The sequence below is a fragment of the Lactobacillus kefiranofaciens genome (genome assembly GCF_900103655.1).
GTDB lineage: Bacteria > Bacillota > Bacilli > Lactobacillales > Lactobacillaceae > Lactobacillus > Lactobacillus kefiranofaciens.
Map to the genome: position 1 here is coordinate 80,954 of NZ_FMXC01000003.1, position 17,990 is coordinate 98,943.

Annotated in this window: 21 protein-coding genes; 20 read left to right on the top strand and 1 reads right to left on the bottom strand. The window is 36.7% G+C overall.

Going from position 1 to position 17,990, the window contains the following annotated elements:
* Window positions 1–15: 15 nt before the first annotated feature.
* The 15 genes from atpE (at window position 16) to BLP58_RS02625 (ending at window position 11,040) form a co-directional block, all read left to right on the top strand.
* Window positions 16–240, top strand: a complete 225-nt coding sequence (gene atpE / locus BLP58_RS02560) for a F0F1 ATP synthase subunit C (RefSeq protein ID WP_013854386.1) — start codon at window positions 16–18, stop codon at window positions 238–240.
* 55 nt (window positions 241–295) lie between these two features.
* Window positions 296–805, top strand: a complete 510-nt coding sequence (gene atpF, locus BLP58_RS02565) for a F0F1 ATP synthase subunit B (RefSeq protein ID WP_013854385.1) — start codon at window positions 296–298, stop codon at window positions 803–805.
* A complete protein-coding gene (locus tag BLP58_RS02570) occupies window positions 805–1,353 on the top strand; it encodes a F0F1 ATP synthase subunit delta (protein ID WP_013854384.1) in 549 nt (182 codons plus the stop codon). Before atpF ends, BLP58_RS02570 begins: the two co-directional genes overlap by 1 nt.
* 14 nt (window positions 1,354–1,367) lie before the next feature.
* Complete coding sequence (atpA, locus tag BLP58_RS02575; RefSeq protein ID WP_013854383.1) at window positions 1,368–2,879, top strand: F0F1 ATP synthase subunit alpha; 1,512 nt, start codon at window positions 1,368–1,370, stop codon at window positions 2,877–2,879.
* A 12-nt stretch (window positions 2,880–2,891) separates the two neighbouring features.
* Window positions 2,892–3,854, top strand: a complete 963-nt coding sequence (locus tag BLP58_RS02580; RefSeq protein WP_013854382.1) for a F0F1 ATP synthase subunit gamma — start codon at window positions 2,892–2,894, stop codon at window positions 3,852–3,854.
* Window positions 3,855–3,876: 22 nt separating this feature from the next.
* On the top strand, window positions 3,877–5,316 hold the full coding sequence (atpD, locus tag BLP58_RS02585; RefSeq protein WP_013854381.1) for a F0F1 ATP synthase subunit beta: 1,440 nt from the start codon (window positions 3,877–3,879) through the stop codon (window positions 5,314–5,316).
* Window positions 5,317–5,327: 11 nt separating this feature from the next.
* Window positions 5,328–5,789 (top strand): F0F1 ATP synthase subunit epsilon, encoded by a 462-nt coding sequence (locus BLP58_RS02590; RefSeq protein WP_013854380.1) that lies wholly within the window; start codon window positions 5,328–5,330, stop codon window positions 5,787–5,789.
* Between the two features lie 62 nt (window positions 5,790–5,851).
* Window positions 5,852–6,082 (top strand): DUF1146 family protein, encoded by a 231-nt coding sequence (locus BLP58_RS02595; RefSeq protein WP_025084079.1) that lies wholly within the window; start codon window positions 5,852–5,854, stop codon window positions 6,080–6,082.
* Between the two features lie 86 nt (window positions 6,083–6,168).
* A complete protein-coding gene (locus tag BLP58_RS02600; protein WP_013854378.1) occupies window positions 6,169–7,158 on the top strand; it encodes a rod shape-determining protein in 990 nt (329 codons plus the stop codon).
* A 16-nt stretch (window positions 7,159–7,174) separates the two neighbouring features.
* Window positions 7,175–7,468 carry a membrane protein insertion efficiency factor YidD gene (gene yidD, locus BLP58_RS02605; RefSeq protein ID WP_025084080.1) on the top strand — a complete coding sequence of 98 codons (294 nt, stop codon included), beginning with the start codon at window positions 7,175–7,177 and terminating at the stop codon, window positions 7,466–7,468.
* Window positions 7,469–7,476: 8 nt separating this feature from the next.
* Window positions 7,477–7,704 carry a DUF2969 domain-containing protein gene (locus BLP58_RS02610; RefSeq protein WP_013854377.1) on the top strand — a complete coding sequence of 76 codons (228 nt, stop codon included), beginning with the start codon at window positions 7,477–7,479 and terminating at the stop codon, window positions 7,702–7,704.
* Window positions 7,705–7,725: 21 nt separating this feature from the next.
* On the top strand, window positions 7,726–8,919 hold the full coding sequence (locus BLP58_RS02615) for an FtsW/RodA/SpoVE family cell cycle protein (RefSeq protein WP_013854376.1): 1,194 nt from the start codon (window positions 7,726–7,728) through the stop codon (window positions 8,917–8,919).
* 110 nt (window positions 8,920–9,029) lie between these two features.
* Window positions 9,030–9,815: a hypothetical protein gene (locus tag BLP58_RS02620; RefSeq protein ID WP_013854375.1), complete on the top strand. Its 786-nt coding sequence runs from the start codon at window positions 9,030–9,032 to the stop codon at window positions 9,813–9,815.
* Window positions 9,816–9,825: 10 nt separating this feature from the next.
* Window positions 9,826–10,053, top strand: coding sequence for an Lreu_0056 family protein (locus BLP58_RS12725; protein WP_373852435.1), 228 nt, complete (start codon window positions 9,826–9,828; stop codon window positions 10,051–10,053).
* 15 nt (window positions 10,054–10,068) lie between these two features.
* Window positions 10,069–11,040, top strand: coding sequence for an Lreu_0056 family protein (locus BLP58_RS02625; RefSeq protein ID WP_013854373.1), 972 nt, complete (start codon window positions 10,069–10,071; stop codon window positions 11,038–11,040).
* A gap of 33 nt (window positions 11,041–11,073) precedes the next feature.
* Here the strand turns inward: BLP58_RS02625 and BLP58_RS02630 are convergent, their stop codons facing one another.
* Window positions 11,074–12,231, bottom strand: a complete 1,158-nt coding sequence (locus BLP58_RS02630; RefSeq protein ID WP_013854372.1) for a glycoside hydrolase family 3 protein — start codon at window positions 12,229–12,231, stop codon at window positions 11,074–11,076.
* Window positions 12,232–12,758: 527 nt separating this feature from the next.
* Between BLP58_RS02630 and BLP58_RS02635 the strand changes: the two genes are divergently transcribed.
* From BLP58_RS02635 to BLP58_RS02655, 5 genes are all read left to right on the top strand, one after another.
* Entirely contained in the window at window positions 12,759–12,950 is a 192-nt protein-coding gene (locus BLP58_RS02635; protein WP_158306207.1) for a zinc ribbon domain-containing protein, read from the top strand.
* Window positions 12,898–13,737 (top strand): zinc-ribbon domain-containing protein, encoded by an 840-nt coding sequence (locus tag BLP58_RS02640; RefSeq protein ID WP_013854370.1) that lies wholly within the window; start codon window positions 12,898–12,900, stop codon window positions 13,735–13,737. Before BLP58_RS02635 ends, BLP58_RS02640 begins: the two co-directional genes overlap by 53 nt.
* Before the next feature lie 53 nt (window positions 13,738–13,790).
* A complete protein-coding gene (locus tag BLP58_RS02645; RefSeq protein ID WP_013854369.1) occupies window positions 13,791–15,572 on the top strand; it encodes a Rib/alpha-like domain-containing protein in 1,782 nt (593 codons plus the stop codon).
* Between the two features lie 324 nt (window positions 15,573–15,896).
* Window positions 15,897–17,168, top strand: a complete 1,272-nt coding sequence (locus BLP58_RS02650; RefSeq protein ID WP_013854368.1) for an RNA-guided endonuclease InsQ/TnpB family protein — start codon at window positions 15,897–15,899, stop codon at window positions 17,166–17,168.
* Between the two features lie 240 nt (window positions 17,169–17,408).
* Entirely contained in the window at window positions 17,409–17,987 is a 579-nt protein-coding gene (locus tag BLP58_RS02655; RefSeq protein ID WP_013854367.1) for a hypothetical protein, read from the top strand.
* The last annotated feature ends 3 nt before the right edge of the window (window positions 17,988–17,990 follow it).

The window sequence follows — 17,990 nt, forward strand, 5'->3', positions numbered from 1 at the left end:
TGGAGGTATAAATTTATGTCACAAGCTTTTCAATATCTTGCTGCAGCCATTGCAGCTGGTTTAGCAGCTTTAGCTGCATCATGGGGTAACGGTAAGGTTATTTCAAAGACTCTTGAAGGTATGGCTCGCCAACCTGAAAGTGCAGGTAATTTAAGATCAACAATGTTTATCGGTGTTGGTTTGATCGAAGCCCTTCCTATCTTGGCTATCGTTGTTGCCTTCTTGATTCTTTTCCTTTAATCAGAAAAAAGTTTTTAACTAAAGGAATTTAAGTATAAAGAGAGAAGGGCAGTAAATGACTATTCAAACATTATTTGCAGCCTCACATCACATTTACCTGGGCAATGCCATTTGGTATTTGATTTGTTTTGCCATCTTGATGCTTCTCATTAAGCACTATGCTTGGGGTCCAGTATCTGATATGATGGAAAAACGGCGGCAAAAAGTTATTAATGACTTGGATTCAGCCGCAAGTGATCGTAAAAAAGCTGAAACGCTTGCTAACGAGCGTGAAGCTGCCTTGAAGAACTCAAGACAAGAAGCAACACAGGTTCTCTCTGAAGCTAAAAACAATGCGCAAAACATAAGTAAAGAAATCGTAGCAAGTGCCAATGATGATGCTGCAGCAATTGTCAAGAAGGCTAATGAAGAAGCCGCTAAAGCTAAATCAGATGCTTTGAATTCTGCACGTGACCAAGTTGCTGATATTTCTGTAGCAATTGCCGAAAAAGTAATTGCTAAGAATTTATCTGCTGAAGACCAAAAAGATTTAGTCGACCAATTTATTAAGGGGTTGGATGATTAATGGCTTTAAGTAGAGAAGAAGTAGCTGCACGCTACGGTGCCGCTTTGTTCGGCTATGCGCAAGATAATAAAGTGCTAGATAACGTTTATGATGAAATGTTGGAATTAAAAAAGGCAGTACTTGCTAATCCACAAATTATCAGCGTTTTAAGTGATCCTATTTTAAGCAGTAAGGATAAAAAGTCGGTTTTAACGGCAGTTGAAAAGGGCTTCTCAGAAGAAGTTCAAGGCTTTTTGAATTTACTACTTGAATATAACCGCTTTGCAGATTTGGTTGATATTATTGATCAATTCGTAGCATTTTATGATGATGAAAAAAAGATTGCATCTGGTACTGCAACTACTGCAGTTAAATTGGATGATGATCAACTACAGCGTTTAGGTGATAGTTTCGCTAAGAAATATAATTTGAATGCTGTGCGTCTTGAGAATAAAGTTGATCCAAGTATTTTAGGCGGCGTGGTTCTTCAAGTGAAGGATCGCGTGATCGATGGTTCAGTTAAAACTAAGCTGAATAAGATCCGCGCGCAAATAATTGATAATAATTAAAAGAGGTGAAACCATTGAGCATTAAAGCGGAAGAAATTAGCTCCTTGATCAAGCAACAACTTGAACATTACGATGATAAGCTCGACATCAACGAAGTCGGTGTTGTAACTTATGTTGGTGATGGTATCGCCCGTGTTCACGGACTTAATAATGCATTAGCCGGTGAGTTGTTAAAATTTGATAACGGATCTTACGGTATTGCCCAAAACCTTGATTCTAATGATGTTGGTATCATTATTTTAGGTCAATTTGACAATATTCGTGAAGGTGACCGTGTTCAAAGAACTGGTCGAATCATGTCAGTTCCTGTAGGTAATTCTTTAATCGGTAGAGTAGTTAACCCATTGGGTCAACCAGTTGACGGTTTAGGTGAAATTAAGGCTGATAAGACTCGTCCTATTGAAGCTAAAGCTCCAGGCGTTATGGACCGTCAATCAGTTAAGCAACCACTTCAAACTGGTATTAAGGCTATCGATGCCTTAGTTCCAATTGGTCGTGGACAGCGTGAATTGATTATCGGTGACCGTAAAACTGGTAAAACTAGTTTGGCTATTGATACCATTCTTAACCAAAAGGGACAAGGCGTAATTTGTATTTACGTTGCTATTGGTCAAAAGGAATCAACCGTTAGAACTCAAGTAGAAACTTTAAAGCGCTTTGGCGCGATGGATTATACCATTGTTGTTGAAGCGGGCCCAAGTGAACCAGCACCAATGCTTTACATTGCACCATATGCTGGTACCGCTATGGGTGAGGAATTTATGTACAATGGCAAGGACGTATTAATCGTATTCGATGACCTATCCAAACAAGCTGTCGCTTACCGCGAACTTTCCTTGTTGCTTCGTCGTCCGCCTGGTCGTGAAGCCTACCCTGGTGACGTCTTTTACTTACACTCACGTTTACTTGAACGTAGTGCTAAGTTGAGTGACAAACTTGGTGGTGGGTCATTGACTGCTTTGCCAATCATTCAAACTGAAGCCGGCGACATTTCTGCATATATTCCAACTAACGTAATTTCCATTACTGATGGTCAGATTTTCTTGCAGAGTGATTTGTTCTTTGCTGGTACTCGTCCAGCTATCGATGCTGGTAACTCAGTTTCTCGTGTTGGTGGTAATGCGCAGATTAAAGCAATGAAGAAAGTTGCTGGTACTTTACGTACTGATCTTGCAGCTTACCGTGAACTTGAAAGTTTCGCTCAATTTGGTAGTGATCTTGATCAAGCTACCCAAGCTAAACTGAACAGAGGTCAAAGAACGGTTGAAGTTTTGAAGCAACCACTTCATGACCCAATTCCTGTTGAAAAACAAGTGTTGATTCTTTATGCTTTGACTCACGGCTATCTTGACTCAGTTCCAGTTGAAGATATTAGTCGTTTTGAAAGTGAATTATTTGATAACTTTGACAGTAGTCATGCTGATTTACTGAAGACTATTCGTGAGACTGGTAAGTTGCCAGATGACAAGAAGTTGTCAGCAGTTGTTGAGGAATTCAGTGAGAGCTTTACACCAAGTGAGAAATAGGAGGTAGAATATATGCCTGCATCTTTACTTGAGTTAAAGAAAAAAATTGCTTCAGTTAAACAAACTGGTAAGATCACCGAAGCCATGCACATGGTTTCGGCATCAAAGTTGAATCAAACAGAAGGTCATGATAAAGGTTATACAGTATATAATGATCATATTCGTCAGACTATTTCTCGTTTGATTAGTTCTCAAGTTGTTGATAGTTTACGTGAACAAGATATTGCGATCGATAAAAACAACATTGCCAAAATCGATTATACTGATGTTTTTGGCTTGGGAATTACAGCTGATATGATTCAGCCTCGCAAGGATATTAAAACTACTGGTTTCTTAGTAATCAGTGGGGATCGTGGTCTTGTAGGTTCTTATAACAGTAATGTAATCAAGAATATGATGAGTATCTTTGAGGACGAACGTGCTCAGGGACACGAGATCAAAGTTCTTGCTGTTGGTTCAGTAGGTGCTCAATTCTTTAAGAAGAACAACATTAATGTTGTTTACGAAAAGGATGGAGTTTCTGATGTACCAACTTTCGATGAATCTTTACCAATCGTTTCAACCGCGATTAAGATGTTTTTAAATGGTGTTTATGACCAACTTTACGTATGTTATACTCACCACGTTAACTCATTATCATCTGCTTTTCGTGTTGAAAAGATGTTGCCAATCGTCGATTTAGACATTGGCGTTAAAGAAGCTGAAGCTCATAAAGAATTAGAATATGATATCGAACCAGATGCTAACAGTGTATTGATGAAGTTGCTGCCACAATATGCACGTTCAACTATTTATGGTGCCATCTTGGATGCCAAGACTGCTGAACATGCTAGTTCAATGACAGCAATGCAGAGTGCGACTGATAATGCAAATGATTTGGTCTCAAATTTAACTACAAAAATGAATCGTGCTAGACAGGCACAAATTACTACTGAAATTACTGAAATTATCAGTGGTGCTAATGCCTTAGAGTAAAAAAGAAAAGGAGGTAGATGTTTTGAGTGAAGGTGAAATCGTTCAAGTAATCGGACCAGTTGTCGATGTAAAATTCCCAATTGATAAGAGTTTACCTGATATTAACAATGCTTTGCGTGTAATCAAATCCAAGGATGATAGCATTGTCCTTGAAGTTACGCTTGAGCTTGGTGATGGTGTCTTAAGAACGATTGCCATGGAATCTACCGATGGTCTTCGTCGTGGAATGAAGGTCGAAGACACTAGCGGCCCAATTTCAGTTCCTGTTGGTGAAGACACTTTAGGACGTGTATTTAACGTATTAGGTCAACCGATCGATGGTGGTCCAGAATTTCCTAAAGACCATCCACGTGAAGGTATTCATAAAGATGCACCTAAGTACGCAGACTTAACTACCAGTCGTGAGATTCTTGAAACAGGTATTAAAGTTATTGACTTGCTTGAACCATACGTACGTGGTGGTAAAGTTGGTTTGTTCGGTGGTGCCGGTGTTGGTAAGACTACTATCATTCAGGAATTAATTCATAACATCGCTCAAGAACACGGTGGTATTTCCGTATTTACTGGTGTTGGTGAAAGAACCCGTGAAGGTAATGACCTTTACTTTGAAATGAAAGCTTCAGGCGTTTTAAGTAAGACGGCCATGGTATTTGGTCAGATGAACGAGCCGCCTGGTGCCAGAATGCGTGTTGCTTTAACTGGATTGACGCTTGCTGAATACTTTAGAGATGTTGAAGGTCAAGACGTTTTGCTCTTTATCGACAATATCTTCCGGTTTACTCAGGCTGGTTCAGAAGTTTCCGCTTTGCTTGGTCGTATGCCTAGTGCCGTTGGTTATCAGCCAACTTTGGCAACAGAAATGGGTCAATTGGAGGAAAGAATTACTTCTACTAAGAAGGGTTCAATTACTTCAATTCAAGCTGTTTATGTTCCTGCTGATGACTATACTGACCCAGCTCCAGCTACAACATTCGCACACTTGGATGCTACTACCAACTTGGAACGTAGCTTAGTTGAACAAGGTATTTATCCAGCCGTTGATCCACTAGAATCTTCATCAAGTGCTCTTGACCCAGAAGTTGTTGGTAGGGAACACTATGAAGTTGCTACTCGGGTACAGCATGTATTGCAACGTTACCACGAATTACAGGATATTATTTCTGTTTTGGGTATGGATGAATTGTCAGATGAAGAAAAATTGATTGTTGCTCGTGCACGTAAAGTTCAATTCTTCTTATCACAAAACTTCTTCGTTGCAGAACAATTTACTGGCGTGCCAGGTTCATATGTACCAATTAAGGAAACTATCAAGGGCTTCAAACTTATTTTGGATGGACACCTTGATGATTTACCAGAAGATGCATTCCGTGGCGTTGGTCCTATTGAAGATGTTTTGCAAAAAGCACAAAAGATGGGAGTCACTCCAAGTGATCCAGAAGCAAAAGCATTGCTAGAAAAGTAGGGTGATGTCAAATGGCAGATCCAGAGAAACTTTTTGCAGATCCAGAGAAACTTTTTAAAGTAGATGTTGTAACTCCAAACGGAATGATTTATTCCCACCGTGGAAGCATCGTTGATGTCCGTGCTATTGATGGTGAGCGTTCAATTTTGTACAATCACGTACCGTTATTAACGCCTCTTGTCATTAGTGAAGTGAAGGTTAAGCGTAGTCGTGAGATGAATTCAAGAATTGATCATATCGCTATTAGTGGCGGTTATATTGAGTTCTCGGATAACGTAGCTACGATTATCGCTGATAGTGCGGAACGTGCTAGAAATATTGATGTTTCTCGTGCTCAAGCCGCTAAGGAAAGAGCCGAAAAACGTTTGAAAGAAGCACGTGAAAAACATGATGAACGTACTGAGAAACGTGCTGCAGTTGCTTTAAGACGGGCACTTAACAGAATCAGTGTTTACAACACTAGAGGACACTAACATAATGAGAAGACGGATGCAAAATCTGCATCCGTCTTTTTTTAATTTAACAAGGAAAAGATATGTTTCAATTAGGCGTTCACGCTATTATTAGTATTATTATTTATCTAATTGCTATTGGTTTTTCATTTCAGGCAATGAAGGCTGTTCAATTAGAAAAAATTATTCGTAAAGGACATGTTTTTGAGACACAATTACTGTATTTATTCTTAGCTATTGCATTAGGATTTTTGGTTGGTAATTTTGTGATTACTTTTATCGATACTTCAATGCAATTAAGTAATTTGTTTTAAAGATTGTTTTAAAACAAGATCAGTAAAGGAAACTCAAGGTTATTTATGGTAAAATGGACCATGAATAATTATGGAGGGCTATTGTTGTGGCACGAGATATAGGAATTGATTTAGGAACAGCTAATGTACTAATCAATGTCTATGGTAAAGGTATTGTATTAAATGAACCTTCTGTTGTTGCTGTAAATACTAATACTAACAAGGTAGTTGCAGTTGGTTCAGAAGCCTATGAGATGGTTGGTAGAACTCCAGGTAATATTCGGGTGATTCGTCCATTGAAGAATGGAGTAATTGCAGATTTTGATATTACCGAGGAAATGCTGTCATACTTTATTGAAAAATTAAACGTTAAAGGCTTTATGTCTAAGCCTAATATTCTGATTTGTGCTCCTACTGGAGTTACGTCGATTGAGCAAAAGGCAATTATTCAGGCCGCTGAAAAATCAGGGGGCGGCAAGGTTTATCTTGATTTTGAACCTAAGGTAGCTGCAGTTGGTGCAGGCCTAGATATTTTTAAGCCGCAAGGCAATATGGTAATTGATATCGGTGGTGGTACGACCGATGTTGCAGTTTTATCAATGGGCGAGATTGTTACTTCACGTTCACTGCGTTATGCCGGTGATCGGATGAACCAAGCCGTAATTAGTTACATCAAGAATAAGCATAATCTACTGATTGGTTCAAGAACTGCTGAACAAATTAAAATTGAAATTGGTAGTGCGTTTGAGCCTGATGAGAATCAAGAGATTACAGTTCGCGGTCGTGATGTAGTTGATGGTTTGCCTAAACAGACGACAGTTACCGCACCTGAGATTCAGTCAGCCTTGCACAGTGGCTTAATGTCAATCATTGCTGCTGCCAAGGAGGTCTTAGAGACTACCCCACCTGAGCTTTCAGCTGATATCATTGATCGTGGTATTATGTTAACGGGTGGTGGAGCACTGCTTAAGAATATTGATAAGTTGATTTCCTATTATTTGCAGGTTCCAGTATTAACAGCTGATCATCCTTTGGAAGCTGTTGCTTTAGGTACTGGTACGTTGCTTAAGAATATTGAAAAACATCAACGACACTAAGTAAGGAGAAAAATACTTGCGTAAAATTTTGATTTTTATTGTAAAAATCTATCAAACGCTGATTTCACCTCTTTTTCCACCTAGTTGCAGGTATTATCCTACATGCTCTAATTACATGATCGATGCCTTAAAAAAACATGGTCCAATTTTAGGGTTAATTATGGGGATTTGTCGTATACTAAGATGTAACCCATTTATTCGAGGTGGGGTGGACCCAGTTCCTGATAATTTTACTATTTTTCGAAATCCACATCCGGAGAGATATGAAGACGAGATTATTGCTTCAAAGTTTCATCCGGAAAGCAAGTAGGAGGATTTATGTCTAAAAAGTTAGAAAATATTGATATTGAAGTTAATGAACTTAAAGGTAAGAGTTTGCCAACTTGGGAAGTTGTTATTCCTAACAAGAAGTCCATTGGTTTAATTGAAAAAGGTGAAGGTCGTTATCGTGCTACCACTTCTAAGACTAGCAATGTTTTATTTGCTAATAGTCTTGAAAGTAGTATTAATGATTTGCTTTCATACTTCACATTACATGAAAAGTAATATTTAAGTAGTGATTATTTAATGGCAAAAGTTGAAAATAAAACAAGTCTGATGGACCGATTGGCCTGGAATATCATTATTCCTGTGGTTATCCTGGCTCTGATCAGCCTGTATTGTATTTATGTAGCTGCTTTGGGAGATCCAAATCATATTGGTTCGCCAGTTAGAGCAGTACTAATGCAGGGAGTCTGGTATCTAATTTCAGCTGTAATTGTCATCGTAGTGATGCAATTTGATGCTGAACAGCTATTTAAGATTGCACCCATATTTTTTGGTATTGGGATATTTTTACTGATTGCGGTTTTATTCTTATATAATCGTAGTGTAGCAGCTGATACTGGTGCTAAGAGTTGGTTTAAATTAGGACCAGTTACCTTTCAGCCATCAGAATTAATGAAACCTGCCTTCATCTTAATGTTGGCGCGTGTAGTTAAAGACCATAATGACAAGTACGGTCATACCATTAAAACTGATTGGTTATTGCTAGGTAAGATCATTGCTTGGCTAGCTCCAGTTGCAGTTTTGCTAAAATTGCAAAATGATTTCGGTACTATGCTAGTTTTCATTGCTATCGTTGGTGGCGTAGTTTTAGTATCGGGCATCTCGTGGAAAATTATTATTCCGTTGTACGGTATTGTTATTGTAGGTGCAGTTGCTGTTATTTTGTTAGTAGTAACGCCCGGTGGACAAGCTTTCTTAGGACACTTTTTCCAAGCCTATCAGTTTGAGAGAATTAAGTCTTGGCTTGACCCATCTGGAGATACTTCATCCGGTGCCTATCAATTATGGCAGAGTATGAAGGCCATTGGCTCTGGTCAGATTTTTGGTAATGGCTTTGGCAAGGCCAGTGTTTATGTACCCGTTCGTGGTTCAGACATGGTTTTCTCAGTAATTGGTGAGAATTTTGGTTTTGTCGGTTGTGTAGCCTTGATTTTGGTTTATTTGTACTTAATTATTCAAATGGTCAAGATCTCATTTGATACTAGAAATATTTTTTATTCATATATTTCTACTGGCGTAATTATGATGATTTTATTCCATGTTTTTGAAAATATTGGGATGAACATTGATTTATTGCCACTAACCGGTATTCCTTTACCGTTTGTTTCCCAAGGTGGTTCTGCATTATTAGGGAATATGATCGGTATTGGATTAATCTTATCCATGAAGTTTCATAACCGTGACTACATGTTTAGTACGGCTGGCGATTTTTAAAATTGAATATAATAAAAAGTATTTAAACATAGCATTGTTTGATACTTTTTTATTTTACTTTTTAAATTGGGTGTAGAATGGAATTATTGTAGAATTTGATGGAGGATAATATGAAAAAGAAAGCGATTATAGGTATAGTCATTGGAATCGTCGTGATTGTGGGTTGTGTTTTTCTGATTTTTAATAGAAATCAAAAAGCTACAGTGAAACAGGGTTCACATCAAAGTGCAATGGGATTAACGATCAAGAAAAATAAGAGAAATACAAGAAGCCGAAATAATCAAAATAGTCAGCCCAATATTCAAAAGACTACTGAAAATAATGATCAGTATTCAATCGATGAATGGATGCTGATGGGATATATGGCTTATGCCCATGATAATTACGTTCAAAGTCGCCATATAAAAAATAATGCTGAATTAGTTGATGATATTAGTGAAGATCTGAATAATGGTGATTTGAGTGCTAAGCGAAATTCAAGTAATACATATACTTTGACTAATAAGTTCGGCAGTGTTGATGTTGAAGTTGAAAAAGATGACGTCAAGGTTACTAATGATGGTGAAACGATTAATGCCAAGTCTGAGTTGAAAGAAAAATTCGGTGCGTATGCTGATAAGATTAAGGCAATGATTAAGAATATCTCACAAGGTAGTCATGTAACTGATAATGAAAAGAGTTCATCAGCAACCAAAAGTAAGATCCCTCAATTTTCAATTAAGCAATTAGCAATTTTTGCCGGTTTTGCCCGTGGGGATAAAGAATGGGTAAGAGATTGTATTAAAAAGAGTAATAAATTAGATCCAACAAATTTAACGGGGACAATGTGTGTAGGATATAATTCCAAAAAGACAGCATATTATAAAGACAGCATATTATATAGATGGACATGGTGATCCAACAACTATTGTAGAATTCAAACGAGAAGGAGATATTTTAATAACTAAGCATAATGATCTGACGGGTCAAAGTGTAGGAGATTCGCCAATGATCACTAAGCGTATTCCGTTAACGAAATTGGTAGAAAAGTATTATTCAACTGATGATGAAAAAGCCGAAGTTGATAATTTAGCTAATAGATTACTAACGCAACAACAATATGATGCCAAGCTTAAGGCAGCATCTAATAAATAAGAAAGTTAAAACAAAATGGATAATTTTTGCCCTAATTGTGGTAAGCCACTTGAGCCAAATTCCAAATTTTGTCCTTATTGTGGGCAAAGGCTAGAGAATGAGTTAAGTATTAATTCTGGTGATAGTGATGTTAAGCTCAAGTCGCGTCAAGGTATTAAAAAAAGCGGAATCATTATTTTATTTCTCCTATTATTTATAGTTGGTGCTGGGGCAGTAGGCTTTTACATTTATCATAATAAACAACAAAATATTGCTGCAGTTAATAAAATGCCTAAAAAAGATTTAGCAGGATTAAGTATAGTCTATGCGCATAATCATTATAAGAATCTAGCTTGGGATAAAACTTACAATGAAGCACTTAAAGGCAACATGGTGGTTCAGCGTACCAAACAAATTGATATAAATGGAGCTACTATAACAGCTAAGGGAAATAGCTATATTTATGTGATCAATAATCGAGTAGTTTTTACTACTGATAAAAATAAGAAGAATAGTGACTCTAAATTGGTACTTTCAGACGGCAAGAGAACTTTGGGTCAAGTGAATACAATTGAAGCATATAATGAAATCAAAAAGAATAATCTAAAGCAACTAAACAAGATAAATCGTATAAGGCAAGTACCAGCAGTTCCTGTACGAAAGTTAGCTATTATGGCAGCGCTTAGTCATGCAAAAAGCAATGATCTTGAAGAAAGTATAGATTTGAACTTAAAAGATCATTCAACGGATTTATATAATGGTGGTGAATATTATCGCTTACAATTAGGTGCTGATGGTGGTAGTGCGACTGAATTTAAAATAGATGGAGATATGGTAACTGTTAAATATCTTGATTTAGATAAGGCTGCAGATGAAGCGGATGCGCCAACAAAGAAGATACGAATACAACTTCAAGACTTATTAGAGGAATATTATCAAACTAATGAGCAAAAAGAATACGTCGACAAATTAGCAAGCAAGTTAACACCAGATAAATCAATAAGATAAAAGAAAAGATAGGAGTAGAACTCCTATCTTTCTTTATTTTAAAATACCTAATTTTTCTTTCAACAATAGAACTCTTCTAACAGAGCGATCAATTTGCTTTTTACTGATCGATCCATTCTGAACTGCACGTTTAATGATGGAAATACCTGTTTGATAATTGCCACCAAGTAACATATCATTACCAGCCTTTAGTGCTAAAAGATCAGCATTAGTATGATGTTCTTTGGCATAATCAGTAATAGCCCCCATTTGTAGATCATCGGTAATGATTAAACCATTGTATTTTAACTTGTAGCGTAGCAATTTATGTACGGCTGGGGAGAGGGATGCTGGTAAATTGGAATCTAGATTCTTAATTACGATATGTGAGACCATAATCCCATCTGCTCCTGCTTTAATGCCAGCTTTAAACGGTAACAAATCTTCATTTTCGTAGTTAGTCCAAGGCTTGTTGATTTGAGCAAAACCGGTATGAGTATCACCTGCATCACCATAACCTGGGAAATGTTTCAAACAACTAGCTACTTTTTGACTCTGGATCGCCTTTACTGCAACAGGAATATATTTAGCAGTTATCTCATAATTTTGACCTAAAGTTCGATTGTAGATAAAGCTATTTTTATTCTTGGCAACATCAGCCACAGGTGCGAAATTCATGTTAATTCCGTTTTGGTGGAGAATATGCGCCACTTCACTGTCTTCTTTTTGAATTCCTTGTAGACCATGTGAGTTGTAAACTTCTTGTGGGCTAGGATACTTTCTAGAAGAAATCTTAGGATTGCTGTCAATTCGGGTGACCGTACCGCCTTCTTGATCAGTTGCAATTAACAAGCCGTGATTACTCGATGATTGGTATTCTCTCATTTCCTGGATAAATTGCACTTTTGATTTATTTTTGAAATCAGGTGCGAAAAGCGTTGTGCCACCTAAATGATACTTATTAACATTATGTTTCATCTGCGAAAAATTACCAGTACTATGAGCAAAATATAATTGACCGATTTTTTCATCTAGCGTCATTTTACTCATAATTTGTTTAATTCGATCTGGCTTTTTAGTTTTCTTCTTTGGCTTAGCCACTTGACTGGTTTTATTAGAAGACTTAGACACCTTTTTGACCTCATGACTACATCCAGTAACTAATAATATTGCACTTGCTAATGTAATAAAAAATAATGTTTTCTTTTTCATTTGTTCCTTCCTCGTATTACAATCTTTAGTTTATCGCATGTCGGTTTTTAGTGAAATGAAATTTAAAAATATATTGCTTTTTTGAAACTTAAGGACTAGGATAAAAGTGTTCAAACAAAAGCTAAATACTAATTTTTAAGTTAGAGAAAACTCAACCTACGCTTTTAATGATTATTAGGTGAGCACTGAAGTTTTCTTCTTTCAGTGTTTTTTCTATGTCTTAAAATAGATTAATGACTCTCTATCTGTTTGCATTTGGCTTTCTAATGTGTATAGAAGGGAGTTTTTTGATGCGTAAATTGGAACAAATGAAGTTTATTTGGATACTTGTTTTAACCCAGGTTGAAGATGCTTTGGAAAAACAGACAAAATTTCATTGTTTGTACATTAAATAATGAAGTGGGTAGTGGTGAAATTTTACAAAATTTAAATCTTTTTAGAAAAACTTTAAATATATTGTTTTTTTATAAAGGTTTTTAGCTTAGAATAGAATAGTGTTTAGACATAGATACATGGAGGAATTTAAGATGAAGACATGTCCAAATTGTGGTTCTAAAATGGAACCGAGTGTTAATTTTTGTACTAATTGTGGTGCAGATCTTAGAAATGTACCATTAGATTCAGAAGAACATAGTGTACAAGCAAGTGAGCCTAAAATGACTCGGGTTGGTAACAGAAAAGAAACTTCTGAGCCAAAAGAAGGATTCAGTTCATTCTGACGAAAAGAAAAAAGATAAACCAGTTTCTGATAAAAAGGCAGAACCAATTGAGAAGAATGGCGCTTCAGCTGAAAAGCCTAAGAGTTCAACATCTCATCCTAAAGTGCAGATCTTTTGTCCCAACTGTGGACATCCATTAAAGCAGGGAGCAACTTTTTGTAATAACTGTGGGTATAATTTAGTTACCAAACAAATGCCTAAGTCTCAACCTCAGGCAACTCGTCAACAAGTAGCTACACCGCAAGTGACACAAAAAGTACGTAAGCCAATGAAGCCTCTTACTAAGGTTTTATTGTCATTATTAGGAGTTTTAGTAGTAGCATTCATCGCATTTTATGCATGGGGTACGCAACATTACAGCAAGAATAATCAGATCGAGTGGATTACTTCGAGCTTAAGAGATCCTAATAAAGGCATGGCTCAATATATTACTGCTGATACGCCTTCAATGAAGGTAACTGATGATACGGTTAGACCTTTGCAAAATTATTATAAAGATCATCAAACGGCTGTTACTAAAATGGCGCAGAAACTTAAGGAAGATATCGATCCTAATGATCAAATTTCTTTGGTTAAGAATGGACATTATTTGTTGATCTTCCCTAAGTATCAGTTACAAGTAAAAACTTTCCAACCACAAGTAGAAACTAATCATGGTAATTCTGAAGTTTCTATGAATGGTAAAAATATTGGTAAGTTGAGCAGCGATGATGGAAAGTATGCTAAGAAATTGCAATTAGTATTTCCCGGTAAATACCATTTTACTGTTAAGTCAATTCCGATTTAACAGTATTTTTTCTGCTATAATTTATGGTATAAGTGATACGAGGAGAAATAGTCATGAATAATGATCATAATCAAGAACCGAGTTTTGGTTCAACGATAAAAGTAGTAACTTCAGATCGAAAAGATGCGTATCTGTATGATGCTAGTGGTATTAAGCAGAAGCAAACTAAAAGAAATGGAGAATCTTTAACAGTATTTGAAGTTAAGCAGATTAATGATAAAACTTTTTATCGTGTTGGTGATCAAAAATCATGGCTTTTAAAGAACGATACTAATTATGGAACTGTTTTATCACAGAATGATGAGACTACTGGTCAAAAAGATGCTGATAAGTATAATTTAAGTGTAAAAAATGGTTTAGTATTGGAACATGGCAGTTCTATTCCTGGCTCTAAAGGAATGCACAAAGTCTTTAAGAATAGTAAGGATTTTCCAGGTAATACAAAGTATGAATGGGTTTATCCGCCTGATACCAGTCAAAATAAATATACAAATGCCAAAATTAAAGTAATTTTTCCTGATGGCTCATTTAAGGAACGTAAGGTACATTATTTGATTTCGCATTCTCAGTCACCAGAGCAGTCAAAAAAAGATGTATCTAATGTAGTGCCACATTTAACGCCAGCCGATCCTCATCCTTCTGAGCAAAATGCTTCCGGAATAAAAAACTTGACTCTGAAAGACTTCAATTTTGATTTCTTAAAAAATAATATTGTTGTAGGTGATGCTTTATCTAAAAATGTCAAACAGGCTGTAGAATTATATGAACATGGCTTCTATAGTCAAATGGCTAATACTATTAGAAAGGGCCTAGAGTCATTTACCGATCAGTTATTGAATCTTAATCAGATTAATCCGGGTGAAAATTGGAATTCCGCAAATTTAAATAATAAATTGGGTTATATTGCTCATTTGCGTTTATTGCCTAAACGAATGATGGATTTGTGCTTTTCAATTAAAAATTATGGCAATATTGGATCTCATAATAGTAAGGCAATCTTTAATCATACATCGGCTTTAGCAAATTTAAAGCAATATCATGATCTGTTAGTTTATTTAACTAATACTTATCAAGATGAAAAGTGGCCCTATGTTGATGTGCAAATTACCGACGACCAAGCTAAGCATCCGAATTGGTATAAAAAGCCGCAGCTTAACCCAATTGGTGTCTCTACCTATAAAGAATACGTAGAAGATAAAGAAAGACCGGTGCGTCAACCAACGCGACCAGTTCAGGTAGTTGCCACCCCTCCTAGTCCAGAAGTTCAAAAAAATATTTCTCAGCTTAAGAAGAAAACAGGACAAGGAATGAAAATTTTAATTTCTTGTTTTGCTGCTATTGGAGTGATAGTTTTAGCAGGAATAGGCTATGAGGTCTACCAAATGATGAATCCTAATAATTCGCCTCAATCCCAAGTTACAACCAAGCAGCCAAAAACACTTAAGGAAAAGGCTGCGGCATTGTCTACTAAACAATTAATTGCTTTAAGTTTGATTTATGCTGATCGAAATGATGATTCTAAACTAGACAGTAATTGGCAGAATATTTATGATGCAGTAAGCAATAATAATTACAATATTGGACGTTACGATAGTTATACGTTTGGGGATGCCACTGTCACAGCCCAAGGGAAAAATTATATTTATCTTTTTGAAAAAGGCGTAGGTATTGGCTACCAAGACAAAGGTAGTCAACGTTTGGTGTCATTTTTTGATGCAAATGAAAGTGAACCTGTTCGTGCGTATGATTATCAAATGTTAGAAGTAGTAAATAGCATGAAAAAAATTAATAGCTTAGCAAAAAAGTTAGTTTTCACAGATGAATCAGAAAGCTAAGAATTTCATTAGCATATTAGTCATTTTTTTGCTATACTACTCGTGAGGTAAATCCTCATAATGCTCTTTCTTAAAAATTAGTATTTTTTGTTTGAACATTTTTATATTTTAAGATTGAGTTGGTCCCGATTATTCGGGACTTTTTTTGTGAGTTTTATGCAATAAGAACAAACAGTTAGGAGAAAGAACAAAGAATACCTCCCCATCTATTGATGAGGGGATGAATTTGGTCTTTCTCCTCCTTTTTTGCCTAAATTTATTCTTTCAATGGTAAAATTAAATACGCAAATAATGTCATTATTTTCAAAAAAAGGAGATGAAATTATGGCTTTTAAAACCAAGCTGGCTGAACAAGAAATTCAGCTTGGCACTAGACAGTATCGGATTTATCCAAAGGGCGAAGAAATCGCCTGGATTTGGCAGCTGTTTGGCGCCAACCGCTTTGTCTGGAACCAATTCGTAGCTACTTTTGAGGCACGCTATAAGGCTAATTCTCAGCTTAAGTTTCCCAAGATTGGAATCTTGAAGAGTTGGCTGCCTTTAATGCGTAAAGAGCATGAATGGCTCAAGCGGATTAACAGCACCTCCTTGCAATTCACGGTCGAACGCTTTAGCGATGCTATGTGGGCCTTTTTAACTAAAAAGCAGATCAAGCAAGGCAAGCCTAGGTTTAAAAGCCGTAAGTATTATTCTCAAACAGCCACGATTAAAAACGTTAAGTATCAAACTAAAGCTGGTGCTCAGGCGCAGATTAAAGTGCTTAGCCCGCATCATTTAAGAATTGGCAGGAAGAATGGCATTATTCTGAGAACCAGTTCTTTGCATAATTTGAGAAATGTTCGCATTCAGAAAGCCGTAATTTCCTATCGACAAGATTTAGACCGCTACTATATCAGCTTTTCCGTGGTGAAAAACAAGCGACAGTTGGCTCAATATAGTGCAAAATCTACCAAGACAGGCAAGATGGTTGGTATTGATGTCGGGCTTGGGAGAGAGTGGTTAGTAACCAGTGATGGCCGCCGCTTTAATGTGCCTGATACTTTTAAGCTGGAAAAAGAAATGATCAAGCGTCAAAGTCATTGCGACCGCAATCGCACAGCGATCGAGAAGCGAGTAGCTCGATTCAATCATGAACGTGAGAATAAGATAGACAAGTACGACTATGCCAACTGGCAAAAGCTGAGAAAGACCAAAAGCAAGTACCAGCTTAAGATCATAAACGTCAGATATGACTACCTACAGAAAGTGACCACTGAACTGGTTAAAAGCTACGATGTGATTGCCATTGAAGATTTGAAAGTCAAGAATCTGCTGGGCAATCACAAGCTGGCTCACAATATCGCCAATGCTTCTTGGGCAACGTTCAGAAGATTGCTGGCTTATAAATGCGAATGGTACGGCAAGAAGCTGATTGTGGTAGCGCCACAGTACACTAGCCGGATTTGTTCGGCATGCGGCAGAAAAAATCCGCAGTTTGCCCACATGAAAACTAGAGACTGGCTGGCAGTCAGAAGCTGGACTTGCCCGTTTTGTCAGGCAGATCATGATCGGGACGTGAATGCCTCCAAGAACATCTTGGCGAAGGCAATTAACTAAAAGAAAACAATACAGGCTGGGGCCAAGCCTTGCTAAGATAGGCCGACCGCTATGCTCTGGTGGGAATTAAAAAGCCACAAAGCTCAAGCATATTTGAGCAGACATTTTTGAATGGAGAGTACAAGTCAGGCTGTTCGCAGAAAAGCTCTAACAAAGAGACCACCCATCTATTTGATGGGTGGCAGGTCATAATTTAAATCGTAGTAAAATAAATTTGATAGTATTAATAAGGATTTGGATATGGATGTAAAGAAACAGAGAAAAATTTTAATTAGTTTAATAATAGTAGTACTAATTCTGTTGGGAATTTTCTTAACACTGTTCTTTTTAAGAAATAACAGTGAAAAGACGGTAGTAACTCACAAAGCAGCTACCAATATTAGTAAAAAGAATGATAAAATTGCTGATTTAACTATTAAGCAAGCTGCTGGATTAGCTATTGTTTATGCTCATTTACGATATGAAGATGATCAAAGCTGGAGTGAGATTTATCAAGCTGCTAATAATGGCGAGCTTGAAGTTGATCGTTATCTTAAATATCAGTTTGATAATTACACTGTGACTCCACAAAATAATCAAGCTCTTTATATTGTAAATAAAGAAGCATATTTGATTTTCACCAATCAACAAACGCCAATGCAAGGTAAAATTATTTTAGGTAATGATCAGCAAAAATTGGAAACCACAAATGTACATATGATATATAAATATGTCAAGAAGCAAGGTAAATTGGCTGTAGCAAAAGCAATTAGTCAAAAAATGCATCTTGAAACACAAATGGCAACGCAACAGGAGAGTCAATCTAAGCAAAATAGTTAAAGT